The following is a 25,208-nucleotide window of genomic DNA, read 5'->3' on the forward strand; positions in this document are numbered from 1 at the left end:
GCCCCCAAACCCCCTTCCGGCCCCCCCCCCCGCCACCAGTTCAGCGCAGGACAGGCCGGCCGGCCAGCCACCGGAGTTTGCCCCACCACCGGAGATGCCGTCCCGGCCGCGCGCACCACCCCGGGGTGGCGGTTAACGCAAAAGGCGCGTGCCGCCGTCGTCCATGGAAGGAACGACGGCGGCACGCGCCTTGGGTGTGGGTCAGCTGCCGACGCCCGCGTAGGAGTGCAGGCCCGAGAAGTACATGTTCACGATGGTGAAGTTGAAGACCACGCAGAGGTAGCCAACGATGGAGAGCCAGGCGGCACGCGTGCCGGTCCAGCCCTTTGTAGCCCGGGCGTGCAGGTAGCCGGCGTAAACCACCCAAATGACGAACGTCCAGACTTCCTTCGTGTCCCAGCCCCAGAAGCGGCCCCACGCCTTTTCGGCCCAGATGGAGCCGAACATCAAGGTCAGCGTCCAGCCAACAAAGGCGATGCCGTTGATGCGGTAGGACAGGTTTTCCAGGCTCAGCGCATTGGGCACAAGACGCATGACAGGCGCCTTGTCCTTCTTCCCGCTGGCAATGGCGACCTCGCGACGGGACTGGAACAGCTGCAGCACCGACATCGCAAACGTCAGTGTGAAGAAGGCGGAGGACAGCACGGCGATGGACACGTGGATGACCAGCCAGTAGCTCTGCAGCGCAGGCACCAGGTGGCCCACCGGGGTCCAGAATGCCACCGACGCAGCCGTGATCATCAGCAGGACCAGGCCGATCACGAAGGTGCCGATGAAGCGCAGGTCGCGGCGGGTCAGCACGAGCAGGAACACAATCGCAACTGCAAAACTGCCGGTGGTGCAGAATTCGTACATGTTGCCCCACGGCACGCGGCCCGCGGCCAGTCCGCGGAAAACAACGGCAAACCCCTGGACGACGGCGGCCACAACAGTCAGCGCCACGGCCACCCTGGCCACGACCCTCCGTTCCTTGCCGTAGCGCATGGAGTCCCCGGCCGTCACGCCGTCGGACTCTGCATGGGTTTTGCTGCTGGGACGCACGCCGCGGTCCTGCGGACCTGCCCCGAGCCCTTGGCCCGCGGCGCCGCGGGCACCCGCTCCGGCCAGCGCGGCTTCCCTGCTCTCGACAGCCTCGCCGGACGCCTGGCCTGCGCCTGCTTCGGTTGCCAGGCCCTTTTTGGCGGCCTGGCTAAAGGTAAACAAATCCCAGGCGTAGGCACAAAATGCCACAGCATACGCCAATCCGGCAACCAGCATGAGCTGTTCGCTGAGCTGGGCAAAGCCTTCATTGATCTCTGGCATTACTGGTCCTTACTTGCCGCGGCGGCGCCGGATGTGGCGGTGGCCTGCGCGGAGTTGTCGGTTGTTGATAGTGCCTGCTCACCATTTTGCCCCGGAGGATCAAAGGGCACCAGCCATTTGGCATGCAGGGCCTTGTTGACGGCTGTGTATTCGGCTGCAAGGCGGTGGTCTTCACCACGGGCCAGCAGGCCAAATTCCACCATGGTCCGCCCGTCCGGGTGGTTGCCCGTCCGCACCCAGACACGGCGGCGGCTCATGAACAGCGAGGCCATGAGCCCGGCCAGGGCCAGGAGCGCAAAAACAAGGACATAGACCTGGCCCGGGTCATGCCTGATGTCCAGTGCGGCAAAGCGCTTGATGCCGTCGAAACTGATGCTGCCGTTGCCGTCAGGCAGCGTGTAGCTGTTGCCCGGGGCGAGCACGATGCCGCCGGCGTCAACGTTGCGGGAGTTGATCTCGGTCAGTTTTGAGGTGTCGAGGGTGTAAACATTGCGCGGCACGCCGCTGTCCAGGCCAAGGTCGCCCGTGTAAGCGTTCAGGTTCAGCTGCGGGTTGAACGGATCCGGGTCCGAGCCAAAGGCCACACCCTTTTCATCGACGAGTGCCGTGGGCAGGAAGAAGCCCACAAAGCCAAGCTGTTCGGGCTTCGCGTCGGGAACCTTGATCACCATCAAGGACGTATAGGCACCGTCGGTGGGGATGGTGATGACGGGGCCCTGGAAGGCAACCTTGCCTTCGCCGTCCTTGATGGTGACGACGGGGGCATAGCCGTTTCCGACTAGATACACGTTGGTTCCGCCGACAGCCACCGGTTCGTTGACCTTGAGGGTTTTGGTTTCAGCTTCGGCGCCGGGCTTGTCCTTGACGGAGAGGGTGGCGTTGAAGTCCAGCGGCTGTCCGTAGTGCGCTTCCGTGGAGCGGTCATATTTAACCACGAGACGGTCAAGCTGCACCGAGTAGGGGCTCAGCTTGTCCTCGCCGAAGTTGGCGCCGGGGGTGAACGTGTCATATCCGGTCAGGGTGTTGACGAAGGTGTCGCCCTCCACCAGCACGCGCTGTCCGCTGTAGCCAAAGAGGCCACTGAAGGCGATGGCCGCCAGGACGCCGATCATGGCCGTATGGAAGATCAGGTTGCCCACTTCCTTCAGGAAGCCAACCTCAGCACCCACCGAGGGCCTGTCGGTGTCGAGGTCGCGCACGTCCACGCGGTAGCGGCGGGCCTTCAGGACCTCCGCGGCATCCTTGACTGCCGTCTCCGCGTCGATGCCGCTGCCGGCAGGGATTTCCACTGTGCCGTATTCCGCCAGCCGGGAGAGCCGCTTGGGTGTGCGCGGCGGTGCCGAGCGCATCGCCTTCCAGTGGATCTTCGCGCGCGGCAGCACACAGCCGACCAGGGACGTGAACAACAGAAGGTAAATGGCTGCGAACCACGGCGATGAATACACGTCGAAGAGCTTGAACCAGTCCATGATGGGACCGGAAACCGGATTGTCGCTCAGGTATTGGGTCACCTCGGCAGGGGACGACGGCCGTTGCGGGAACAACGAGCCGGGCACGGCCGCCACGGCAAGCATCAGCAGCAGGAACAAGGCCGTGCGCATGCTTGTCAGCTGCCGCCAAGCCCAGCGCAGCATGCCGAGGAAACCGAGCCGCGGCAGGGCAACCTCGCTGCCACCGCCCTTGCCGGCACCGTCCTTCGGCGCCTTGCTTTTGGGTTCTTTCACCACTGCCTCTTCACCACTGTTTTCTTTCATTAGATTGGCAATCTCACTTCATCGGCAAACCAAAATTGCAGCTCGTTGATCCAGGTTCCCCACAACCCGGAAACCATCAACACACCCAGTGCAATCAGCATGCCACCGCCAAAGTACTGCAGTCCGCGGCGGTGTCTGCGGAAGAACGCCAGGGCGCCGAGTCCACGCCGCACACCCAGGGCAATCAGCAGGAACGGCAGCCCCAGACCCAGACAGTAGATAAACGTCAGGAACGCACCCTTGGCGGCCGTACTTCCGTCGAAGTACGACAGGGCCAACACCGCGCTGAGCGTGGGACCGATGCACGGCGCCCAGCCCAGTCCAAAGGTTACGCCCAAAATGGGTGCTCCCCACAGTCCGGCCGGCGGTTTCGCATGGATCTTGGCTTCGCTCTGGAACCAGCTCATGCCGCCCAGAAACACCACACCCATGAGAATGACGACGGCGCCCAGCACCTGGGTGACCCAGGCGGCGTCGGGCCCCATCAGCCACGCACCCAGCTGACCAAAAATGGCGCCTATGAGCACAAAAACCACCGAGAAACCCAGCACGAACAAGCCAATGCCGGCAAACATCCGACCGCGGCGCTGGTTTTCCAGGTCGGCCCCTGTCAGCCCGCTCACATAACCCAGGTATCCAGGCACGAGCGGCAGCACACAGGGCGACAGGAAGGAAACCAGCCCGGCCAGCAGGGCAACAGGCATGGCCAGCCAAATGGAACCGCTGTTGATGACTTCGGCAAAGGGATTGTTCATGGAGGTAGGGAGGCCGTTAGTTTTCCGCCAGCGCGGAGGTGATCAAGGCTTTCAAGGTGCCCTTCTCAGCCACGCCAAGGATGCGCGCAGAGACGCGGCCCTTCTTGTCCAGCACCAGCGTGGTGGGGACGGAGCTCGGCGGCACATACTTGGTCAGCGCCAGCAGCACCCCGCCGTCCTTGTCCATCATGCTGGGATAGCTGAGCTTGAAATTGCGTTCGAAGGCCTCCGCTGCGGCCTTTTCGTCGCGGATGTTCACCCCGATGAACTCCACGCCCTGGGGCTTGAAGTCGGCGTAGAGCGCCTGCAGGTCGGGGGCCTCAAGCCGGCACGGGGCACAGGCCGCGTACCAAAAATTCAGCACCGTGACCTGGCCCGGGAAGTCGGCGGCGTCGACCTTGCCGCCGTCAAAAAGTGTGCCGGCGAACTGCACGGGGTCCTTGCGCTCGGAGGCGCCGTATTCCGTCACGGAGCCGTCGCCGGCAATGTAATTCTTGTTGTCGCCGGCATTGGCCTGGTCCGCCAGCGGGTCGTTGGTGGTGCACGCGGCCAGGGCCACAGTCAAGGCTGCGCCGCCAGCGGCCAGAAGCGATCTACGGCTCATCGAGGAAGTCACGGCGCAAGTCTTTCGTTGATTGGGAAGCCACGGAGCAGGCGCAGAAATGGCATTATGTTCTACGCTACGTCGAAAAGCTGATTGTCAGCTGTGTGTGCAGCCCGGGGACTATGCGCCCGGGGTGGTTGCCGCGCCGGGAAGCAGCACGGCGGCCGGTTCGCTGTAGACCACGTCGACCACGTCGTCGCCGTCGAACGTCAATGAGGTCAGCGAGGCCAGGGTGCACTCCCGGTTGCGGGGGTCGTGCCACAGCCGTCTGCCCTCGGCGCTGCGCCGGGTGGACCAGATGGGCAGCTGGTGGCTGACCATGATGGCCTGGGCACCGTCGCCGCCAATCTCGAAGGCACGACGGCGGGCATCACGTGCCGCTTCCAGCATGCGGTCCGCCTGGGCCGAGTAAGCCTCGCCCCAGGAGGGCCGGAACGGGTTCACGAAGTAGGGCCAGTGCTTGGGCTTGCGCAACTCGGCCTTGTTCATGACGAGGCCCTCGAAGTGGTTCTCCGCCTCGATGATGCGCGGGTCGGTCACAATTTCAAGGCCCAGCGCCTCCGCCGTGGGCTGCGCTGTTTCCTGCGCCCGCGTCAGGGGTGAGGCGACAAGATAAACAGGTGCGCCGCCGTCGTTCTTCAGGGCGGCAAAGTGCTCGGCAACCATCACCGCCATGTCGCGGCCGCGCTCGGAAAGGTGGAACTCGGGCAGTCGGCCGTAGAGCACGCCGTCGGAATTGAAAACCTCACCGTGGCGCAGAAGATGAACTGTTACTCGGGACATGTCCCCCAGTTTCTCAAAGTTAGTTGGTTTGGGGTTAATCCGTCGCCGCGAAAGTTTTTTGACCGCTCGGGAATATTAGATGCAAACGCATGCTTATGCCATGTGAAGGGTCACCACACCGGCGATCCTGCCGTTGTGTAAACAGCACTTAAAGGAGAACGACATGTCAGTAACCACCATTGAATCAACCGGACTTGCCCAGGGCACCTGGAACCTGGACCCCACGCACAGCTCCGCGGGCTTCGTTGTCCGCCACGCAGGCATCTCCAAGGTCCGCGGCCAGTTCACCGAAATTGAGGGCGCACTGACCCTCGGCGAAACCCTGGCCGACTCCGCTGTGACAGCCACCATCCAGGCAGCCAGCTTCAGCTCCGGCGACGCCGGCCGCGACGGCCACGTCAAGAGCGCCGACTTCTTCGACGTCGAGACGTTCCCGACACTGACGTTCGCCTCCTCCGCCGTTTCCGGCGACCAGGAAGACTTTGAACTGACAGGCGAGCTGACCATCCGCGGCATCACCAAGACCGTCACCTTCAAGGGCGAATTCAACGGTGTTGCCGTTGACCCGTTCGGCGCCACCCGCGCAGGCTTCGAAGCCAAGACCATCATCAGCCGCAAGGAATTCGGCCTGACCTGGAACGCAGCCCTGGAAGCCGGCGGCGTGCTGGTTTCCGACAAGGTCACCATCACCCTCGACGTGGCATTCGTGAAGGCAGCATAGCGTTTCCGCAACGCACTGACCCTTCTTGACCGACGGGTTTCAATGCCGGTTCGCACACTGTGGCGGACCGGCATTTTGCTGCCATTTTGCACACCTATACAACCGTTCCGCCCGGGACTAGGGTTCATCGTATGAGCACACCGAATGAGTTCCCAGGTCCCGAGCAGCCCGGCTCGCAGCCATCTCCTCCCGGTTATGGTTCCCAGCCCGATCCAAATGCTCCCCCAAACCACGACGCCGGCCATCAAGGCGGTGCCGGCAGTCAAGGCGGTGCCGCACAACCCCCGCCCGGATACGAACAGTCGGGCGGTCAGCCCCCGGGTTACCAGCAGTCGGGCGGACAGCCCCCGGGCTACCAGCAGCCCCCGGCAGCTTATCCACCGCCGGGCTACCAACAGCCCGGCAACCAGCCTCCGGGCGGGCAGCAGTACCAGCAACCCGGTTATCAACAGCCCGGCGGGCCGCAACCCGCCAACTCCAATTTTGAGTTGCCCAAGGATATGCCCCGTTCAATGCAGGATGTCTTGCCTGTTGGCGGCTTTTCCGGAATGTTCAAGATGGACGGCCTGCCCCAGCTGCTGAAGATCTCCTACATCATCTGGCTGGTGACGGCTGCGATTTGGCTCTTTTTCACTTTCTTCGCCTTCGTCGGTTCGCTCTTCCTCTTAAGCTCGTCATATTTCCGTGGTTCAGGGGTCCGGGGAATTGTGGTCTCCATCATTTCGCTGGTGCTGATCGCTGCGATCGTTGTTTGCGCCATGAAGCTCAAGGAAGGCATGCAGTGGGCCCGGTGGGCACTGTCAGCAGTGGCACTCATCAGCATCGTCCTGCTCATTACCGGCAATGGCGGCAGCGGCTTGTTAAGCGTTGTGGCCGCCGTGTTGATGTGGCTGCCGGAATCCACTGCCTGGCTCAATTCCCGACACAGGGGCGTCAGCCAGTAGCTTCAGCACGCAGTTTCAGTACGCAGCTTTGACGCCGTGCCGCTCTCATTCAACGGGGCAGGTGGTTGTGCTGGAAGAGGTCGCGTAGGGTTTGTATCAAACCCTGCCGCGGCCTTTTTCCATTTCTGGCCGGCGGCCGGCGCACCCGCTCGGCCAGCCCCACCGGCCGGGCACCCGGCAACACTGAACTCGGCCAAGCCCCGCTCGGCCACACTGAAAGAGCAGCTGTCATGACCACCCCCGGTGAAGAACCCGAAGAGCACCCCACCACCCGCCCGGGAAGCTACGGCGAGATCGCCCCAGGCGTGCCACGCTATGGGCAGTACGCACCAGCCGGATGGGAACCGCCCCAGGACGTGAAGGACGCGCAGAAGGGCCTCACTCCCCCGTCAGCCTTGCCGGCGGCGCCGTCTTATCCCGGCTTTCAAGGCCAGCAGCCCGGCCTGCCTGCCGACACCGGAGCACCTTTGGCGCCTCCCAACAGGGTGGTGCTCGCCACCAGGCTGATCATGGCAGCCGGAGTCCTGCAGCTTGTTGCACTCGTTATTTGGGCGTTCGCCATGACAACTCCCGCCGGGCAGGAACTGCTGCGTTCAACAGTCGGACAGGCCATGGACACCAATCCGGAAGCTGCTGCCGCCGTCACCGAACAACAACTGTTCACCACGGTGGCAGCGTTCATGGCGGTGATTCAAGCCATCTGTGTCCTCGGGTACTTTTGGATTGCTGCCAAGCTGCGCCGCGGGAGAAACTGGGCCCGAATCACGGCCCTCGTCCTTGCCATCATCTCGATTGCGCTGGTGCCTGAAGGCGGATCGTATTCGTTTTACTCCGGCGCCCGCATAGTTTTGGGACTGGTTGCCGTGTTCATGCTGTTCAGGTCCCCAGCCAAGGAGTTCTTCCTGGCGCACAAAGCACGACGCGGCACCCAGAAACGCTGACCTGCAGGCTCTGACCGCGGCCCAGTAACCTCCGGGCGCCGGGCACTGGCTGGTTGGGGCAGCGGGCACTGGCTGACCCAGTTGTCGCCTTCTGCCCCGGGCATCGGACTCAGGCGCCGGGCCTGTCCTGTTCCAGGCTGTCCGGTTCCAGTCTGGCCCGTTCCGGGCTGTCCGGTTCCAGCCGGGGCTCCTGCAGGCGCTGGGCGTGATAGGCCAAAATTTGCAGTTCGGTGGCCATGTCCACCTTGCGCAGGTTCACATGCTCCGGCACGGTCAGGGCCACGGGGGCGAAGCTCAGGATGCTGCGGACGCCCGCCGCCACCACCCTGTCGCAAACAGACTGCGCCACGGCTGCCGGCAGTGCCAGGACGACCATGTTGACGCGGGCGGACTTGACCACGTTTTCCAGGTTTGCGACGTCACTGACGCGCAGCCAGCCAATTTCGTTGCCGATGATCATCTGGTCGGCGTCAAGCAGGGCCACGACGTCAAAGCCCCGTGATTCAAATCCAGCGTAACGGGCCAGTGCACGGCCCAGGTTGCCGGCACCAACAATGGCGACGCGCCATTCGTGGGTCAATCCGAGTGCCTGGGCAATTTTGCGACTCAGGTTCGCCACGTCATACCCAACACCGCGGGTCCCGTAAGAGCCAAGGTAGGAAAGGTCCTTGCGAACATTTGCCGACCCCACTCCAGCCGACTCGGCAAGTGCCTCGGACGACACGCTCTCGGTGCCCTCGGTCAGCAGGGCATTGAGCGTACGAAGATACAGCGTCAGCCGCGAGACCGTTGCAGGCGGCAGCCGCCGGGCCGGCTCCGCCGTCGGTTCTTCCGGGGTCTGCGCTGAGGTCAAGGCTTCACTCCACATTCTCAAACTATGGCCGGGTCCAGATGCTGAACATGTGTCAGCAAGGTCCGCAGCGGCCTGCAACCACTGTATGGCGTGGCCCGTCCACAGCCAAAAGCAAGGACCCGCCTTGGTTGCGTGTGCGCCTGCCCGGACACGGGCATGGTGGCCGCGCTGCGACAGCGCTGCGGGAGACTACTGTCCGGCCAGTGCACGGCCGAGAACGCTGCGCAGCCGGTTCGGGTCGATGTGCCAAAAGTCCCGCTGGACGCCATCGACAAGCACGACGGGCACTTCCTCCCCGAATCGTGCTGACAGTTCGGGGTCGTCGTCAATGGAGACCTCGCTCCAGGACATGCCAAGTGCTCCCGCGACTTCCGTGACGACAGCTCGTGCGTCATCGCACAGGTGGCAGCCGGCCCGGGTGACCAGCTCCAGGAGCGGCTCGCCGGCGCCCGTCTTGGGGCCGGCGGCTCCGTCGGCAGGGCTTTCGGCAGGGTCGGCGGGTGCGGCGGGTGCGGCGGGTGCGGCGGTGTTGCGTGTGACCGGGTTGTTGGCAGCAGGTTCCATGACTACAACGGTACCCAGTGGCGGCACCGGGTGACGCATGCCCGTGTGTCACGGCGGCAGGCGAGGCATGCCGGGCCTTGAGCCGGCCCCACACAGCAAATGAAAGTTTCACCACAGTTAACCGCTGCGGCAGGTGGCGGAACGGGCACGCCGGGACTGGATTGACTAGACTCGTCCCATGCCCGACGTGACTACCAACAGTGCCGAGGCCGCCTCGACCACTGAGCAGCACCAGGGTGAGGCTGCTTTCTTCGATGTGGACAACACGTTGATGAAGGGCGCCAGCTTGTTCCATGTGGCCCGCAAAATGTATCAAAAGCACGCCTTTACCCTGCAGGATGTTGCGGGCTTCGCGTGGAAGCAAACCAAATTCATCATGCGCGGCGAGAACATGAATGATGTTCATTCTGTCCAGGACTCTGCGCAAAAACTGGCCGCCGGAATCAGCGCGGATTTTGTCCGTGAACTTGGCGAAGAAGTCTACGACGAGATGATCGAATCCAAGATCTGGCCCGGCACGAAGGCGCTGACACAAGAGCACCTGAAATCCGGCCGTCAAGTGTGGCTCGTGACGGCGACCCCGGTGGAAGTGGCGGGCGTCATTGCCGCCCGGCTCAACCTCACAGGCGCACTGGGCACCGTTGCCGAGGTTGAAGACGGCGTCTACACGGGCCGCCTCGTGGGTGAAATCCTGCATGGGTCGGCCAAGGGCCGTGCAGTTCGCGCGCTGGCCGAAAGTGAGGGTTTGGACCTTTCCCGCAGCTGGGCCTACAGCGATTCCTACAATGACATCCCACTGCTCACGGCGGTGGGCAATCCGGTGGCCATCAACCCGGACGCCAAGCTGCGCAAGCATGCGCGGGACAACAACTGGCCCATCTACGATTACCGTTCCGGGCGCCGCGCCGCCACCGTGGGCCTGAAGGCAGCCACAGGTGCGGGCGTGGTCTACGGACTGTGGAAGGGCATCGCCATGGTGCGCAAACGCTAACCACCCAGCGCAAGGCGACCCCAGCGTGGCCCACGGCGTGGGCGGGCACTGCGCTGGCGGGCGGGGCACCCGCTGGACGACCCGGCGTCGTGCCTGGGCATAAAAAACACCCGCACACCTCTACGGTGAACGGGCATTTTTGCGAAGAAGAAGCTTTACTTCTTGTTGCGACGCTGGTGACGCGTCTTGCGAAGCTGCTTACGGTGCTTCTTCTTGGACATCCGCTTGCGGCGCTTCTTAACTACTGAACCCATGAAAGTTCCTCACAAACTGCATAGAACAACCTCGGATGAGGCCGTAAACGATTAGGTTGACCGATCGCAGGAATCGGTCAAAGCCGAAAATGGATCTTTCCTAGGGTACCGCCTTTACCCTGTATGCGCCGAACCGGCGGGCCCATGCGTCTCTGTGCCATCCACCACGGCAGAGCGCAGGAAGCTTTCGACGGCGTTGGCCGGCACCCGATATGACCGGCCAAAACGGACGGCGGGCAGTTCACCGGCATGAACCAGGCGGTAGACGGTCATTTTGGACACGCGCATGAGCTCGGCCACTTCCTGAACCGTCAAAAAGTTCACATCGGAGAAATTCTGCTCCTGCGTCATCGCTGTCCTCGGTATCCATTTTTCATTAGAAAAGATCCAGGTGCGGGCACGCGGCACCTTCTGCTCGTACGCCAACTCTAGGTGCAGATGGTGCTTATGTGAAAGTTGTTTCTTCACAGCCCGGTTTTTCGGGCGCGAATTCGCGAACTCATTCGCGCCTATGCGGTGCGGCGGGCGCGCGAGCTGCGGGCCAGGTTGGCCAGCACCTCCGCCGTCACGTCCCAGTCCATGCAGGCGTCGGTGACGGACTGCCCGTACGTCAGTTCAGCCTCGCCGGCCGCAACCTTTTCAACGTCGAGGCTCTGCGCCCCGCCCGCCAGGAAGCTCTCCAGCATGACGCCTGCGATGGTGTGCGCCGAGCCGTCGCCGGCTTCCAGCTGGGCACCGATTTCCAGGGCAACCTCGGCCTGGCGGTGGTGGCTCTTGCCTGAGTTGGCGTGGCTGGCATCCACAATCAACCGCGGATTGACGGCCGCGGCGGCGGCCTTCGCGGACGCCTCCGCCACATCGGCGGCCTTGTAGTTCGGCCCCTTGCGCCCGCCGCGCAGGATCAAGTGGGTGTCTTGATTGCCGGCGGTGCTGACAAGGGCGGCACGGCCGTCGCCGTCGATCCCGAGGAACGACTGCGGGGCGCTTGCCGCATTGCAGGCGTCGAGCGCAACCTGCAGCCCGCCGTCGGTCCCGTTCTTGAAGCCGACCGGCATGGACAGCCCCGAGCTGAGCTGCCGGTGGATCTGGCTCTCGGTGGTCCGGGCCCCAATGGCGCCCCACGAGATCAGGTCGGCCGTGTACTGCGGGCTGATCGGTTCCAGGAATTCGGTGCCCGTTGGCAGGCCCAGTCCCGCAACCTGGAGCAGGAATTCACGCGCCATTTCCAGCCCCTTGGCAACGTCGTGGCTGCCGTCCAGGTTGGGATCGTTGATCAAGCCCTTCCAGCCCACGGTGGTGCGCGGCTTCTCGAAGTAGGCGCGCATCACGATCAGCAGGTCTTCCTCATGCGCCTTCGCGGTCTCGGCCAGCCGGCGGGCGTACTCCAGCCCCGCCGCGGTGTCGTGGATCGAGCACGGACCCACCACCACCAGCAGCCTGTCATCGACGCCGTCCATGATGGCCCGAACCTGGTCACGGCCACGTTCGACGACGTTGCTGGTGTGTGCATCCAGCGGCAGCTTTTCCGCCAGCTGGGCAGGTGACGGCAATTCCGTGAACTGGCTGACGCGCAGGTTTGTTGTGGTCTGCGGCGCTGCGGGTGTGGCAGGGGTTTCGGTGGCTGCTGTGAGGCTCATGGGAAGATTTTCCTTTGTTGGAGCTGGCAGCGAGCCCCCTCTTCGGAGCCCGCCGGAAATGGCGAAGGACAGAGAATGAATTCTCTGTCCTGTTGGCTCTGAAGGTGGTTGGATGCGTGTCAGTTAGACGCGGGCCCCTCCAGAGCCAACGAAAAATACGCATACCAACGGTTTGTCATGCCCAAACCATACTCCCGAAATTATCCGGCCAGCAAATCGGCCACGTAATGCAGCTGCCGGAGCCAGTGATGCTCCTGGCCGCCCTCGTGGTTGTTGAAACGGTGGAATTCCATGTCTTTTGCCGGCTGCACGGCGGCGCCCGCCCCATAACTGTTGAAGGACGCATACACGGTTGAGGCCGGGCAGACATCGTCCATGCCGGCCGATGAGTACAGTGCCGGGGCTGTGCAGCGGCGGGCGAGGTGCACGCCGTCGTAATAGTTGAGCACGGCCAGCATGCCCTCGTAGCCGCCCCTGTGGCGTTTGAGAAGCGCGGGGATTTCCGGGTAAGGCCCGCGCACCGCCAGTTCGATGGCGCGGGGGAAGTCCTGCAGGAAGGGCACGTCAGGCAGGACGCCGACGACGCCGTCGAGCCTGCCAGCGGCGAGCCCGGCCGCAGCGATGGCAAGTCCGCCGCCTTGGCTGATGCCGGTGAGAATGACCGTGTGTTCGTCGACTTCCGTGTGGGTCTGGGCGGCCTCGACGGCACGGAAGGCGTCGACGTAGACGCGGCGGTAGTAGTAGTCGTCCCGGGAGTTGATGCCGCGCGTCATGAGCCCGGGGTAGGCAACTTCTCCGGCCGAGGGATGCGGATCCGGGGTGTCGCCGAGGATCCCGCCAAACCCCTGGCCGCGGGTGTCCATGATGAAGTGGGCGTACCCCGCCTGCGCCCAGGAAGTGTCCTGCTGGACCAGCCCGCGGCCGCCTGAATAGCCGATGTACTGGACGACGACCGGCAGTCGTTCACCCTTCGGGCGGTTGGCGGGCAGGTGCAGCCAACCCTTGATCGGGGCGCCGCCGAAACCGTTGAACGTCACGTCAAAGCTGTCGATGACGGTCAGCAGGTTTTCAACCGGGGTGAAGCGTGGTGCGAGGGGATATTCACGGGCCTCGGCGATGGTGGCATCCCAGAAGCTGTCAAAATCCGCCGGTTCCGCGGCGGCCGATGAGTAGGCGCGGAGCTGGTCAACGGGCAGGTCGAAAAGAGGCAAGTTCAGGTTCCGTTCCAGTCAGGCCCGGCACCCGGGCACACAATTCCTTAGGGACATCCTACGTCCCACTTATGACTTTGTGGCGTCGTGACAGCCCCTCGGCAACTGGCCGGCAGCGCCCGCATCCCCAATGCAAGTGGCGAAGCACCCCTGCCGGGATGCTTCGCCACTGAGGCAGGGCCTGCGCAGCCCTTCATGCTCCGTTTTGCGCTCCGCGTCGTTTCCGGCTGCCTGCTATTTGATGCCTGTGGTCGCGATGCCCTTGATGAGGAATCGCTGGCCAAACAGGAAGATCAGGAACACCGGCAGCAAGGACACGATGGACATGGCGAACAGTGAACCCCAACTGGTGCCTGCCTGGGAGTCGACGAAGGCGCGCAAGGCGACGGGGACGGTGAACATGTCCGGGTCCGTCAGGTAGATCAAGGCGCCGAAGAAGTCGTTCCAGGTCCAAATGAACGTAAAGATGGTGGTGGTTGCCAGGGCCGGAACCATCAGCGGCAGGATCACGCGCAAAAAGATGCGTGGGTGCCCGGCTCCGTCGATGCGGGCCGCTTCATCCAGGTCCTTGGGAATGCCGCGAATGAACTGCACCATCAAGAACACGAAGAAGGCGTCGGTGGCCAGCAGCTTGGGCACAATCAACGGCCAGAACGTGTTGACCCAGCCAATCTGGGAGAACAGCACGTACTGCGGAACGATGACCACGTGGAAGGGCAGCATGATGGTCAGCAGCATGATGCCAAAGAACAACTTGCTGGCAGTGAACTTCAGCCGGGCAAAGGCGTAGGCGGCCATCGAGCAGGAAATCAGGTTGCCAAGGATGGAGCCGATCACCACGATGGCCGAGTTGAGCATGTAGTGCCCAAACGGGTGCGTCAGCGCGGACCAGCCACTGCTGTAGTTGGTCATGTCCAGCTCGCTGAGCCAGAGGCCGGGATCCTTGAAGATCAGCTCATCCGGACGCAGGGAGGAAACCACCATCCACAACAGTGGATAGATCATGACGGTGCCGCTGACAATGAGCAGCACGTGCTTGAACACGGCGCGGCCCCGGGCCCTGCGGCTAAAGGCCAGGGAACCCATGGACTCGGTCTTCTTGCGCTTCTTGCGGGGCGCTTCCGGCGGCGTGGCCGCCTTGACGGGCCGGGAAACGGATTGCAGGTTAGTCATCGTAGAACACCCAATACTTAGACGCGACGAAGTTGATGGCGGTGAAGACGCCGATGATGATCAGGAGCACCCACGCCATGGCGGATGCGTAGCCCATGTCGAACTGCCCGAAGCCCTTTTGGTAAAGGTATAGCGTGAAGAACATGGTGGAATCCGAGGGGCCGCCACTGCCGCCGGAGACAATAAATGCCTGGGTAAAGGACTGGAAGGCACCAATGATCTGCAGCACCAGGTTGAAGAAGATGATGGGGCTCAACAGCGGAATGGTGATCTTGACGAACTTCTGCCACCAGGAGGCGCCATCAACATCGGCCGCCTCGTAGTACATGGCAGGAATTTGGCGCAGGCCGGCCAGGAAGATGATCATGGGGGCGCCAAAGGTCCACACGTGCAACAGGATGATGGAGCCCAGGGCAGTGCTCGGGTCAGAGATCCAGCCGGGACCTTGGATGCCAACCATGGCCAGCAACTGATTGACCAGGCCCGTGGTCCCGAAGATCTGCTTCCACAGGATCGCAATGGCCACGGAACCGCCCAACAGGGACGGCAGGTAAAAAACCGAGCGGTAGAACGGCAGACCCCGGATGCCCTTGTCCAACACCAACGCAATCAGCAGCGCCATGGCCAGTTGGATGGGCACGCCCACAAGAACGTAGATGAACGTGACACCGAGGGAATTGTGCAGCCGGGTGTCGCGGAGCATCCTGGAAAAGTTGTCCAGCCCGGTCCAGTTGGGTGCCTGCAGCAGGTTGTAATCCGTAAAGGACAGATACAGCGAGGCCAACATCGGCCCCACGGTGATGAACAAAAGGCCAACCAGCCACGGGAGCAGGAAGATATATGCGGCCTTGTTGTCGCGCCGGTCGTCTTTCTTCTCCGCTGCGGACTTCGGGACCGTGCGGCGCTTCATTTTGGAGAGCTCGCCCAGTGCGCTCATGGCCGGACCCTCCCATGTACTGTCCCGGCGTCAAACATGCGTGCACTGCAGGCAATGTTGCCTCGGTCGTGGACCAGCATGCGAACCTCCTTTGGTTTCGTGGTCAGGGAATTTTTGACAGATTTTCATTATTCTTGGTACTTGGGTGCATATGGCCGGCACTGGCCGGAGGGTCCGAAGGGACGAGATCCACACCACAAGTTCCAAGTGGCTAATTCCAAAGTAAACGTTTTCTTGACGTCTGTACAGTCCATTTGGTAAATTTCGAGAAAGCGTTTTCTGTGATCGGGACCACAATGGCCCGGAGGGCATGGAACCGCAACTATGAGAGGTTGGACAAAGGTGTTTCAGCTCAAAAAATCGGCATTCCTTGCAACATCGGCCCTTGCCGCAGCAGCGCTGCTGCTCACAGGATGCGGGGCCGCCAACTCCCCCGAGAAGGAGGGGACCGCGGACGATCCAGTCACCATCCGATTCGCCTGGTGGGGCAACGATGCCCGCGCCAAGACGACACTTGAAGTAATAGAGGCCTTCGAGGCGGAAAACCCCGGCATCAAGGTCAAGGGCGAGAACACAGAATTCAGTTCCTACTGGGACAAGATGGCCACCCAGGTTGCCGGCGGCGACACCCCGGATGTCATCACCATGAGCGGCTCCTACCCCAGCGAGTATTCCAGCCGCGGCGTCCTGTTGGACCTGGAGAAGGTCCAGGACAAGATCGACACCTCCACATTCGCGCCGGGCACCGTGGACCTGGGCCAGATCAACGGCAAGCAGTACACCATCACCGCAGGCGTGAACTCGATGGCGATGGTTCTTGACCCCGCAGTCTTCAAGGCGGCCGGCGTCGAAGTGCCCGACGACGAGACGTGGACCTGGGATGAATACCAGGACATTGCCACCAAGATCACCGAAGGATCGCCGGCAGGCACCTTCGGCACCACGCCAATGGCAAATGACTCCTTCCTCGCCGTTTGGGCCCGCCAGGGCGGTGAGCCCCTGTATGCCGACGACGGAAAAAAGCTGGGCATCAGCGAGGCCCGCGTTGCGGACTGGATGAAACTGAACCTTGAGCTGCAAAAGTCCGGCGGCTCCCCCACTGCCTCCCAGGTGGTTGAGGACGGTTCGGCCCAGCCCGAACAGACCCTGCTGGGTCAGGGCAAGCAGGGCATGAAGGTCTCCTGGAGCAACCAGATGAACTCTTACTCGGGCAACGAGCTGGTCATGATGAAGCTCCCCGGCGAATCCGAGCAGGGCGGGACCTGGCTGCGCTCCTCCATGGAATACGGCATCTCAGCGAAGTCCAAGAACACCGCGGCGGCCGCCAAGTTTGTCAGTTTCCTGGTCAACAGCGAAGAAGCCGGCAAGCTGATCAAGAGTGACCGGGGAATGCCGGCCAACTTGGACGTGCGCTCCGTCGTCAAGCCGCTGCTGGAAGAAAACCAGCAGAAGGAAGCCGTCTACCTTGACCGTGTTGCGGAGATGAAGCTGACCCCGCCGCTGCCGTTCCCCGCCGGCTCATCCGCCACGATGGAGGTCCTGAACCGCAACATGACGGACGTCCTCTTTGAAAAGGCGCCCCCCGAAGCCGGGGCCGCCAAGTTCGTCGAGGAAGTCAACCTGAATCTGGACAAGTAAGACTCCGTCCACACCGCGTGCCGGGCACCTGTTCCCTTCAGGCGCCCGGCACGCTCCATCGAAAGGCACCCGTGGCTCCCTCCGTGCGGCCCAGCGCCATCCCCGGCTACGAGGACTGGCCCGGCCATGTCCGCACCCGCCGTCCGGCGGACGTCCCACCGCGGTCTCGCGCGCTGGCCGGCGTGCTGGGCGTCCCCGCTCCCCCTTCCAACATTTCCGTTGCCGTGGAATGGGAGGACACGCACGACGGCGTCACCACCTCCGCGCTCAGCTGGCAGCTGGGCTTTGGGCCGCGCACGCAGGCCTGGCTGATGCGGCCCGCCGGTGCCGCCGGCCCGCTGCCCGGTGTGCTGGCCCTGCACTGCCACGGCGGCAACAAGTACACCGGTGCCAGCAGGCTGGTGGAGTTCCCGCCGGGCCGCTCCGAGCCGGGCACGGAGACGGGCACGGAGACGGACCCGCGGCGCCACGATCTTTATGGCGGCCGCGCCCTGGCAACGAATCTGGCCAGGGAGGGCTTTGCTGTTCTGGCCCATGACACGTTTTCCTGGGGCAGCCGCCGCTTCGATTTGAACACGCCCCCATGGCGGACGGCTGACGCCCTGGCGGCACGTCATGCCCAGTGGCGGGAAGAAGGCCGAACTCCCGGAGCCGCCGAATCCTACAACGCTGCCGCCGCCATCCACGAGGACACGGTGGCCAAGGCTGCGGGACTGGCGGGCACGAGTCTGGCCGGCACCGTGGCCCATGACGACCTCGCCGCCCTGCAGGTGCTGCATTCCCTGCCCAACGTCGACCCCGCCCGGCTGGGATGCCTTGGATTTTCAGGCGGCGGCGGCCGCGCCGTCGTGCTGGCCGCCCTGGCCCCGGCCATCCGAAGCTACGCGGTCACGGCCATGATGACCACCTTTGAATCACTGTTTCCCGCTTATCTGGATGCACACTCCTGGCTCCTGCAGACGCCCGGGCTCGCCCGGATTCGCGACTGGCCGGAGCTGACGGGGCTCTCCGAAGCCGGCCATTTCCTGGTCCAGTACGGCCTCCAGGACCCCCTGTTTCCGGAGGCTGGCATGCGGGATGCCAACAGCTTGCTCGATGATCTGCATGCCTCCGGCCGCTACACCGGCAGCTTTTGGCCCGGCGGTCATGAGTTCACGGTCCCCATGCAGGCGGAAGCTTTCGCGTTCCTGCGCGAGACCCTCGCACCGGCCGCTGCCCCCACCCCTGGAAGGAATCCCCGGTGACCCCGACAACAGCCCCTGTCCAGGCGAACCCGGCGACGGCCCCGGCGGGCCGGCACTTCAAGGTAACCGTGGCCGGCGTCGGACCTGCCGAAAATCGGAAGCCTGCGCAGTGCCCCGGGGTGGAGGCATTTTGCCCGCCGGACCTCGCCGGCCGCCCCGTCTTCATGGTGCTGCCCGGCGGCGGCTACCACCACCATGCCGAGCATGAGGGGCGCGACGTGGCGCTGTGGCTGAACACGCTGGGCCTCAACGCCGTCGTCCTTGCGTACAGTGTTGCGGCGGTCAGTGTTGCCGCGGACCGGCCGGTGGACGCCCTGCACCCGGCGCCGCTGGGGGATGCCCGGGCGGTGCTGGCTTGGCTGCGCGGCGGCGAATCCGGTCTGGCCGTGGATGTTTCCCGGATCGGGGTCATGGGATTTTCCGCCGGCGGGCACCTGGCCGCGACGCTGTCCGCGGGGGTCGACGCCGGCGCCGGAGCTGCTCTGGACCGGCCTGAACTGGCCGTGCTCGCCTACCCGGTGATTTCCATGGTTTCCCACTGCCATGAGGGATCGGTCGAGGCGTTGCTGGGCCCGCACCCGGCAGCATCCCAACGCCGGGCCCTCTCTGCGGACCAGGCCGTGGACGGGGCAACGCCGCCAACTTTCCTGTGGCACACGGCCGACGACATGGCCGTCCCGGTGGAAAACTCGCTGGCCCACGCGGGCGCCCTGGCCCGCCACGGAGTGCCGTTTGAGCTTCACGTCTTTCCCCACGGCCGGCACGGACTCGGCCTGGCCGTCAACGAGCCCGGCCCGCATCCCGCGGCCGACTGGGCCCGGCTGTGCCGAAACTGGCTGGCCGGCCATGGTTGGCTGAACGGCCGGCAGGCTGGACCGACATGACGGCCGGCCGTGATTGCCTGCACCAGACCCTGCCCGCGCATCACCCGAATCACACCTCCCCCATTGTTCACTGCATCCCAACACCGTAGGATACGCTGAGAAAACGCTTTCCCATGGACCGAAAGGCTCTTCATGCCATTGCCCGCCGCACCATTGCAAGATTCCGAGCGCATCACTGCCGGAAGCCGGATTGACTGGGTCAAGCTGTCCTCCGTGGCACTGCCGCTGGTGGTCCCCGTCAGCGACGCCAAGGTCCTCACCGGCCGCCAGCGGCCCATGACCGAGGTCATCTTCCTGTTCACCGAGATCCGCACCGCCGACGGCGCGGAAGGGCTTGGCTTCAGCTACTCAAAGCGTGCGGGCGGACCCGGGCAGTTTGCCCATGCCAGGGAAATCGCCGGCGAATTGCTGGGCGAGGACGCCAATGACATCCAGCGGCTGTGGACCAAGCTGGCCTGGGCCGGGGCCTCCGTGGGCCGGTCGGGACTGGCAACCCAGGCCATCGCGTCCATGGACATCGCCCTGTGGGACCTGAAGGCCAAGCGGGCCAACCTTCCATTGGCCAAGCTGCTGGGCGCCCACCGGGACTCCGTGCGCTGCTACAACACGTCCGGCGGATTCCTGCACACACCGCTGGAACAGGTCCTGGACAATGCCGACGCCACCGTGGCCAACGGGATCGGCGGCATCAAGATCAAGGTCGGCCACCCGGATGCCAAGGTGGACCTCGCCCGCGTGGCAGCCGTCCACGAACGGCTCGGCGGAGCCGTGCCGCTGATGGTGGACGCCAACCAGCAGTGGGACCGGACAACGGCTCGGCGCATGGGCCGCATCTTCGAGGAATACAACCTCGCCTGGATTGAGGAACCACTGGACGCCTACGACGCCGAGGGCCACGCGGCGCTGGCCGCCTCCCTCGACACCCCCATCGCCACGGGTGAAATGCTGGCCAGCGTGGCCGAGCATTGGGAGCTGATCAGGCACAAGGCCACGGACATCATTCAGCCGGATGCCCCGCGGATCGGCGGGATTACCCAGTTCCTGAAACTGGCGGCGCTGGCCGACCACAACGGGCTCGATCTGGCCCCGCACTTTGCCATGGAAATCCATCTGCACCTGGCCGCCGCCTACCCGCGCGAACCCTGGGTGGAGCACTTTGACTGGTTGGAGCCGCTGTTCAACGAGCGGCTGGAAACCAGTGCCGGCCGCATGCTCGTCCCCGACCGTCCCGGGCTGGGCATCACCCTGACCGGACAGGCGCGGGCATGGACCACGGCCACCGCGGAATTTGGCGGGCCGGGCCGGGACTAGAAGCAGTACCGGCAGCTGCAACGCCTGCATCAACAGCCACACACCACGAGCACCTTCTTACAGCAGTCAACGACGATTGGACCCACCCATGTCACTCTTCGCGAACAACAACTCAACAACACCCGCCACCGGGAGCCAGCTTTCCCGCCGCGGTTTCCACCGCCTGTTCGGGGCCGCCGCCGCGGCCACAAGCGTCTCCCTGGCACTGGCTGCCTGCGGCTCCGGCGCACCTGCTACCAACGCTGACGGGCAGGCGGAATTGCGTTTTAGCTGGTGGGGCTCGGACGCCCGCGTCAAGGTCACCACCGCGGCCATCACCGCCTTCGAAACAGAGAACGCGGACATCAAGGTCAAGCCCGAATACGGCGACTGGAGCGGCTACTGGGACAAGTTGGCCACCCAGACGGCCGGCAACGACACCCCGGACATTATCCAGATGGATGAAAAATACATCGCCGAATACTCATCACGCGGCGCGCTCCTTGACCTGTCAAAGTATGGCGTTGACACCACCGACCTGGTGGCCGACGTCCTCAAGGCCGGCCAAAATGACGCCGGCCTGACGGGAATACCTGCGGGCATCAACGCCGCCACGATCATCGCCAACCCCAAGGTGTTTGAAGCCGCCGGCGTGCCCCTGCCGGATGACCAGAGCTGGACCTGGGAGGACTACAAGCGAATCGCCGCGGAAGTGACGGAAAAGTCCGAGCCCGGCATCACCGGATCCACCGCCTACAGCGCCGACCAGGCTTCGCTGAACGTCTGGCTGCGCCAAAACGGCAAGGAATTCTACTCGCCCGAAGGCAAACTTGGCTTCGCCCCCGCGGACATGGAAAGCTGGCTGGCGTTCCTCATCGAACTGGGCGAGGCCAAGGCCATCCCCCCGGCCTCAACTGTCATTGAGGAGCAGTCATCCTCACTGGACCAAAGCGCAACAGCCACCGGCAAGGCCGCAATGTCTTTCTGGTGGTCAACCCAGCTTCCGGCCCTCGAGAATGCGGCCGGCACGGAACTGGTAATCCTCAACTACCCGTCCAAGACCGGCTCCTCCGCCGATGCCAAACTTTGGTACAAGGCCTCACAATTCTGGTCGGCATCAGCACGCACCAAGAATCCGGAGGCCGTCGGCAAGTTCATCAACTTTCTGGCCAACAGCACCGCCGCGGGCGAGGCACTGCTGGCTGACCGCGGCGTCCCAGTGAGCACCGTGGTTCGCGCCGCCGTGGCGGACAAGATGACCCCGGCCGACGCCCGGGTCATCGAGTTCATCGACGGGATCAAGGACAAGCTCGGCCCCGTCCCGCCCGCGGTCCCCAAGGGTGCCGGCGCCATGGAGGACATCATCAAGCGCTACGCCTCGGAGGTCATGTTCACGCGCCAGTCCCCCTCCGATGCGGCAGAGAAGGCCGTTGCGGAAATGAACGCGGCCATGGACAGCTAGTAGGCGGGCCCTGCGGCGACTGGCTCCACTGCCAGCCGCCGGAGGGCCCCGCGTGACCAACACACGAAGCAATGCCGCCGGGAAAGCGCTTCCCACGTACTGTGGAAACAACACACAATGATGCCCGGACAGATTGGATTCATTCATGGAACGCACCGCTCAGACGCCCGGTTCGCAAACGGCCGGCACCGCGCTGCCGCGCATTGCACTGGTGGGCGTGCACGGCTTTGGCACCCACCACCTTGCCAACCTTGACCGTCTGCAGTCGCTCGGGGCCTTGACGCTGGTGGCGGTCGCGGACCCCAACCCACCGGAGGCCGGGCGCCTGGCCGACGACGTCGCGGTGTTCAACACCCTCGATGACCTGCTCGCCGCCGGCACCGCCCCCGACGTCGTCATCATTGCCACGCCCATCCAGACGCATGCCCCCCTGGGCCTGGCCGCGCTGGCCGCCGGCGCCGATGTCTACCTGGAAAAACCCACAGCCGCCTCGATGGCCCAATTCCATGAACTCCGCGAGGCTGCCCAGGCGGCTGGCAGGGCCGCCCAGGTCGGCTTCCAGTCGTTGGGCTCGCTGGCCCTTCCGGCCCTGGCCGCCTTGATTTCCGACGGCGGACTGGGCACCGTCCGCGGCTACTCCGCCACCGGCACGTGGCTGCGGGACAAGGCCTACTACCAGCGCTCCCGGTGGGCCGGCAAGCGCACCATCAACGGCGTTGACGTGGTCGACGGCGTCACCACCAACCCCCTCGCGCACTCCATCGCCACGGCCCTGCGCATTGCCGGGATCCTCTCGGCCGACGCCATCGACACCGTGGAAACAGACCTCTACCGCGCCCACGACATCGAAGGCGACGACACGTCCACGGTGCGCATCACCCCCAAGGCCGGGCCCGCCGTCGTCAGCGCCCTGACGGTGTGTGCGCCGGAGCAGACGGAGCCGTTTGTCACCGTCCACGGAACTCTGGGACATGCCGTTTTTCACTACACCCGGGACATTCTGGAGGTGACCGTTGGCGGCAGCACCACCAGCGAGACGTTCGCCCGCGCCGACCTGCTGGAAAACCTGCTCGCGCACCGTTCCCACGGGACGCCGCTGCTGAGCTCCCTGGAAAACAGCGGCGCGTTCATGAGCGTTCTCGAGGCCGTCCGCACGGCCGAGGACCCGCACCGGATCGCCGCCGAATACATCGAATGGCGCGGCGAAGGCCCGGCCGCGCACCCCGTGGTTGCGGACATTGGCAGCTGGATTACACGGGCGACGGCGGCGCAAGCCACCTTCTCCGAGTTGGGCGCACCTTGGGCGCGGCCTGCCGCGGCAACGGACACGATGGAGGTTTCCGGCACCGAGGTGGCCCGCGAAATCAGCGGCGCCCGGGTGACCCCCACGCTGTCGCCGCGCCCCTACCTGCACCCTGTCACCACGCTTGCCGGGACCGTCGTGACCGATGCGATGCCGCTGGACCACGTGTGGCACCTGGGCGCCGGCGTCGCGCTGCAGGATGTCAACGGCGTGAACTTTTGGGGCGGCCGCACGTACCGGCGCGAACATGCCGGGTATGTGTGGCGTCCGGACCACGGCCGGATCGAACGCACCTCCTCCCGCGACGACGGACCGTCCAGGACGGAGAAGCTGAACTGGTTCGGCCCGGACGGGGCCGAGATCCTGCACGAAACCCGCAGCTGGCGCTGGCGCCCCGCCGGGGATGGCGCATGGACGCTGGCGCTTTCCTTCACGCTGGCCCCGGCCGGAACCGGTCCCGTGAGCCTGGGCAGCCCCGGTTCCAATGGCCGCGAGGCCGGCGGCTACGGCGGCTTCTTCTGGCGCCTGCCGGCTGTTGAGAACGCACACATCCGCACTCCCTCAGCCTCCGGGGAGGACGCCGTGCACGGGAGCCGCGCCCCGTGGCTGGCCTGGTCCGGTGACTTCGCCGGCAAGCCCGCCACCCTCGTGTTCACCACACCGACGGAAGCCGCCGACCCCTGGTTCGTCCGTGCCGACGGCTATCCCGGGGTGGGCTCGTCCCTTGCCTGGGATGCCGCCGTCGTGCTTCAACCGGGTGAAAGCCTGACCAGGACCGTCACGGTGACCATTGCCGACGGCCTGGCCACCGACGAACAAATCCATGATTGGACGGGCACCAAATGACCACATTGACCGTTGCAGCACACGTCAGCGGCGAGAGGGCCGCCGACCGCTCGGCCAAACGCGCCCGTGTGCTGGACATCCTGGCCGCGGCCGGGCGGGATTCGGTGCTGCTCACCAGCCACAGCGCCGTCAGCTGGTATTTGGACGGCAGCCGCGTGGGCATCAGCCTGGCCGGGGATCCCATCGCCGCCGTGCTGGTCACGGCCGACGGCGATCACCTGGCCACGTTTAACAACGAGGCCGAACGCCTGGCCGCCGAGGAGTTCCCGCCGGGCATGACCGTCCATGAAGTGCCGTGGTACGGCTCGCTGACGGACGTCGCGGGCTGGTTTGGCGCCGGCGTTGCGCCCGCCTCCGAAGCCGAGCTGGCTGTTGAGCTGCGGCTGGCCCGCCGCTCGCTGCTGCCAGGGGAATTGGACCGCTACTCCCGCCTGTGCCGGGACGCCGCCGGGATCCTGACCGATGTCCTGTCCCTCGCGACGCCGGACACCACCGAACGCGACATTGCGGCGGCCATGGCCGGGCCCATTGTGGCCGCCGGCGCCGACCCGCTGGTGTTGTTGGTCAACGGCGCCTCCCGGGTGAACTTCCGCCACCCGCTGCCCACGGACGCGCTTTTGGGACGTCGGGCCATGGCCGTCATTTGCGCCCGCCGCGACGGCATGATCGCCAACGTGACCCGTTGGGTGCGGTTCGACGCCGGGACCCCGGCCGAGCTGGACGCGGAGGCCCGCATTGCCGCCGTTGAGGCCGACATCTTCGATGCGACGGTGCCCGGCGCGTCCGTTGCGGAGGTGCTGGCGGAAATCCGCACCGCCTACGACCGGCACGGCTTCGGCCCGGACCAGTGGAGGCTGCACCACCAGGGCGGGCCGGCCGGATACGCCGGGCGCGACCCCCGCGCCACCGACGCCGTGACCGACACCTTGGCGCTGGACCAGCCGTTCACGTGGAACCCCTCCGGCCCTGGCGTGAAGATCGAGGACACGGTGCTGCTCTCGGCCGACGGCATTCGCCCGCTCACCGCCGACCCGCGCTGGCCGGCAACACCGGTCAACGGGATCCTGCGCCCGGACACCCTCCACCTTTAACAACTAGCCCGCAGTTGTGGTTGTGA

Annotated in this window: 24 protein-coding genes; 11 read left to right on the top strand and 13 right to left on the bottom strand. The window is 64.7% G+C overall.

All coding sequences use genetic code 11. The features are described 5' to 3' along the window. Nucleotides 1–201 precede the first annotated feature (201 nt). The 5 genes from ccsB to ACT3TS_RS02085 form a co-directional block, all read right to left on the bottom strand. Complete coding sequence (ccsB, locus tag ACT3TS_RS02065; protein WP_444529824.1) at nucleotides 202–1,302, bottom strand: c-type cytochrome biogenesis protein CcsB; 1,101 nt, start codon at nucleotides 1,300–1,302, stop codon at nucleotides 202–204. Further along, on the bottom strand, nucleotides 1,302–3,056 hold the full coding sequence (gene resB, locus ACT3TS_RS02070) for a cytochrome c biogenesis protein ResB (protein ID WP_444529825.1): 1,755 nt from the start codon (nucleotides 3,054–3,056) through the stop codon (nucleotides 1,302–1,304). The genes ccsB and resB overlap by 1 nt, the downstream gene beginning before the upstream one ends. Beyond that, the gene (locus tag ACT3TS_RS02075; RefSeq protein WP_444529826.1) at nucleotides 3,056–3,811 is read right to left on the bottom strand and encodes a cytochrome c biogenesis CcdA family protein; all 756 of its coding nucleotides are present in this window, start codon (nucleotides 3,809–3,811) and stop codon (nucleotides 3,056–3,058) included. Before ACT3TS_RS02075 ends, resB begins: the two co-directional genes overlap by 1 nt. Nucleotides 3,812–3,827: 16 nt before the next feature. After that, on the bottom strand, nucleotides 3,828–4,415 hold the full coding sequence (locus tag ACT3TS_RS02080) for a TlpA family protein disulfide reductase (protein ID WP_444529954.1): 588 nt from the start codon (nucleotides 4,413–4,415) through the stop codon (nucleotides 3,828–3,830). A gap of 120 nt (nucleotides 4,416–4,535) precedes the next feature. After that, on the bottom strand, nucleotides 4,536–5,198 hold the full coding sequence (locus ACT3TS_RS02085) for a histidine phosphatase family protein (RefSeq protein ID WP_444529827.1): 663 nt from the start codon (nucleotides 5,196–5,198) through the stop codon (nucleotides 4,536–4,538). Nucleotides 5,199–5,361: 163 nt separating this feature from the next. On the opposite strand from ACT3TS_RS02085, the gene ACT3TS_RS02090 reads away from it, so the two are divergent. From ACT3TS_RS02090 to ACT3TS_RS02100, 3 genes are all read left to right on the top strand, one after another. Beyond that, complete coding sequence (locus tag ACT3TS_RS02090) at nucleotides 5,362–5,919, top strand: YceI family protein (protein ID WP_444529828.1); 558 nt, start codon at nucleotides 5,362–5,364, stop codon at nucleotides 5,917–5,919. A gap of 512 nt (nucleotides 5,920–6,431) precedes the next feature. Continuing rightward, nucleotides 6,432–6,863: a hypothetical protein gene (locus ACT3TS_RS02095; protein ID WP_444529829.1), complete on the top strand. Its 432-nt coding sequence runs from the start codon at nucleotides 6,432–6,434 to the stop codon at nucleotides 6,861–6,863. Between the two features lie 230 nt (nucleotides 6,864–7,093). After that, nucleotides 7,094–7,804 carry a hypothetical protein gene (locus ACT3TS_RS02100; protein ID WP_444529830.1) on the top strand — a complete coding sequence of 237 codons (711 nt, stop codon included), beginning with the start codon at nucleotides 7,094–7,096 and terminating at the stop codon, nucleotides 7,802–7,804. Nucleotides 7,805–7,913: 109 nt separating this feature from the next. On the opposite strand, the gene ACT3TS_RS02105 is transcribed toward ACT3TS_RS02100, so the two are convergent. Beyond that, nucleotides 7,914–8,672 (bottom strand): redox-sensing transcriptional repressor Rex, encoded by a 759-nt coding sequence (locus tag ACT3TS_RS02105; RefSeq protein WP_444529831.1) that lies wholly within the window; start codon nucleotides 8,670–8,672, stop codon nucleotides 7,914–7,916. Nucleotides 8,673–8,846: 174 nt separating this feature from the next. Further along, entirely contained in the window at nucleotides 8,847–9,221 is a 375-nt protein-coding gene (locus tag ACT3TS_RS02110) for a glutaredoxin family protein (protein WP_444529832.1), read from the bottom strand. Nucleotides 9,222–9,399: 178 nt separating this feature from the next. On the opposite strand from ACT3TS_RS02110, the gene ACT3TS_RS02115 reads away from it, so the two are divergent. After that, nucleotides 9,400–10,212 carry an HAD family hydrolase gene (locus ACT3TS_RS02115; RefSeq protein WP_444529833.1) on the top strand — a complete coding sequence of 271 codons (813 nt, stop codon included), beginning with the start codon at nucleotides 9,400–9,402 and terminating at the stop codon, nucleotides 10,210–10,212. A gap of 155 nt (nucleotides 10,213–10,367) precedes the next feature. Here the strand turns inward: ACT3TS_RS02115 and ACT3TS_RS02120 are convergent, their stop codons facing one another. The 6 genes from ACT3TS_RS02120 to ACT3TS_RS02145 form a co-directional block, all read right to left on the bottom strand. After that, nucleotides 10,368–10,466, bottom strand: coding sequence for a 30S ribosomal protein bS22 (locus ACT3TS_RS02120; RefSeq protein ID WP_074712200.1), 99 nt, complete (start codon nucleotides 10,464–10,466; stop codon nucleotides 10,368–10,370). Nucleotides 10,467–10,580: 114 nt separating this feature from the next. Next, nucleotides 10,581–10,817 (bottom strand): helix-turn-helix domain-containing protein, encoded by a 237-nt coding sequence (locus ACT3TS_RS02125; RefSeq protein WP_444529834.1) that lies wholly within the window; start codon nucleotides 10,815–10,817, stop codon nucleotides 10,581–10,583. A gap of 158 nt (nucleotides 10,818–10,975) precedes the next feature. After that, nucleotides 10,976–12,103 carry a 3-deoxy-7-phosphoheptulonate synthase gene (locus ACT3TS_RS02130; RefSeq protein WP_444529835.1) on the bottom strand — a complete coding sequence of 376 codons (1,128 nt, stop codon included), beginning with the start codon at nucleotides 12,101–12,103 and terminating at the stop codon, nucleotides 10,976–10,978. Nucleotides 12,104–12,303: 200 nt separating this feature from the next. After that, nucleotides 12,304–13,314 (bottom strand): acetylxylan esterase, encoded by a 1,011-nt coding sequence (locus ACT3TS_RS02135; RefSeq protein WP_444529836.1) that lies wholly within the window; start codon nucleotides 13,312–13,314, stop codon nucleotides 12,304–12,306. A gap of 234 nt (nucleotides 13,315–13,548) precedes the next feature. Next, the gene (locus tag ACT3TS_RS02140) at nucleotides 13,549–14,400 is read right to left on the bottom strand and encodes a carbohydrate ABC transporter permease (protein ID WP_444529955.1); all 852 of its coding nucleotides are present in this window, start codon (nucleotides 14,398–14,400) and stop codon (nucleotides 13,549–13,551) included. A gap of 79 nt (nucleotides 14,401–14,479) precedes the next feature. Further along, nucleotides 14,480–15,424, bottom strand: coding sequence for a carbohydrate ABC transporter permease (locus ACT3TS_RS02145; protein WP_444529837.1), 945 nt, complete (start codon nucleotides 15,422–15,424; stop codon nucleotides 14,480–14,482). Between the two features lie 324 nt (nucleotides 15,425–15,748). Here ACT3TS_RS02145 and ACT3TS_RS02150 point away from each other — a divergent pair, with 324 nt between their 5' ends. The 7 genes from ACT3TS_RS02150 (at nucleotide 15,749) to ACT3TS_RS02180 (ending at nucleotide 25,182) form a co-directional block, all read left to right on the top strand. Then, nucleotides 15,749–17,062: an ABC transporter substrate-binding protein gene (locus tag ACT3TS_RS02150; protein WP_444529838.1), complete on the top strand. Its 1,314-nt coding sequence runs from the start codon at nucleotides 15,749–15,751 to the stop codon at nucleotides 17,060–17,062. Nucleotides 17,063–17,133: 71 nt separating this feature from the next. Further along, nucleotides 17,134–18,306 carry an acetylxylan esterase gene (locus tag ACT3TS_RS02155; RefSeq protein ID WP_444529839.1) on the top strand — a complete coding sequence of 391 codons (1,173 nt, stop codon included), beginning with the start codon at nucleotides 17,134–17,136 and terminating at the stop codon, nucleotides 18,304–18,306. Continuing rightward, a complete protein-coding gene (locus tag ACT3TS_RS02160) occupies nucleotides 18,303–19,190 on the top strand; it encodes an alpha/beta hydrolase (protein ID WP_444529840.1) in 888 nt (295 codons plus the stop codon). The genes ACT3TS_RS02155 and ACT3TS_RS02160 overlap by 4 nt, the downstream gene beginning before the upstream one ends. A 132-nt stretch (nucleotides 19,191–19,322) precedes the next feature. Then, nucleotides 19,323–20,501, top strand: a complete 1,179-nt coding sequence (locus tag ACT3TS_RS02165; RefSeq protein ID WP_444529841.1) for an L-talarate/galactarate dehydratase — start codon at nucleotides 19,323–19,325, stop codon at nucleotides 20,499–20,501. A gap of 88 nt (nucleotides 20,502–20,589) precedes the next feature. Next, on the top strand, nucleotides 20,590–21,942 hold the full coding sequence (locus ACT3TS_RS02170; protein ID WP_444529842.1) for an ABC transporter substrate-binding protein: 1,353 nt from the start codon (nucleotides 20,590–20,592) through the stop codon (nucleotides 21,940–21,942). Between the two features lie 145 nt (nucleotides 21,943–22,087). Next, nucleotides 22,088–24,091: a DUF6807 family protein gene (locus ACT3TS_RS02175; RefSeq protein WP_444529843.1), complete on the top strand. Its 2,004-nt coding sequence runs from the start codon at nucleotides 22,088–22,090 to the stop codon at nucleotides 24,089–24,091. Continuing rightward, a complete protein-coding gene (locus tag ACT3TS_RS02180; RefSeq protein WP_444529844.1) occupies nucleotides 24,088–25,182 on the top strand; it encodes a M24 family metallopeptidase in 1,095 nt (364 codons plus the stop codon). Before ACT3TS_RS02175 ends, ACT3TS_RS02180 begins: the two co-directional genes overlap by 4 nt. Nucleotides 25,183–25,208 lie beyond the last annotated feature (26 nt).

Source organism: Specibacter sp. AOP5-B1-6 (assembly GCF_052376555.1).
GTDB lineage: Bacteria > Actinomycetota > Actinomycetes > Actinomycetales > Micrococcaceae > Specibacter.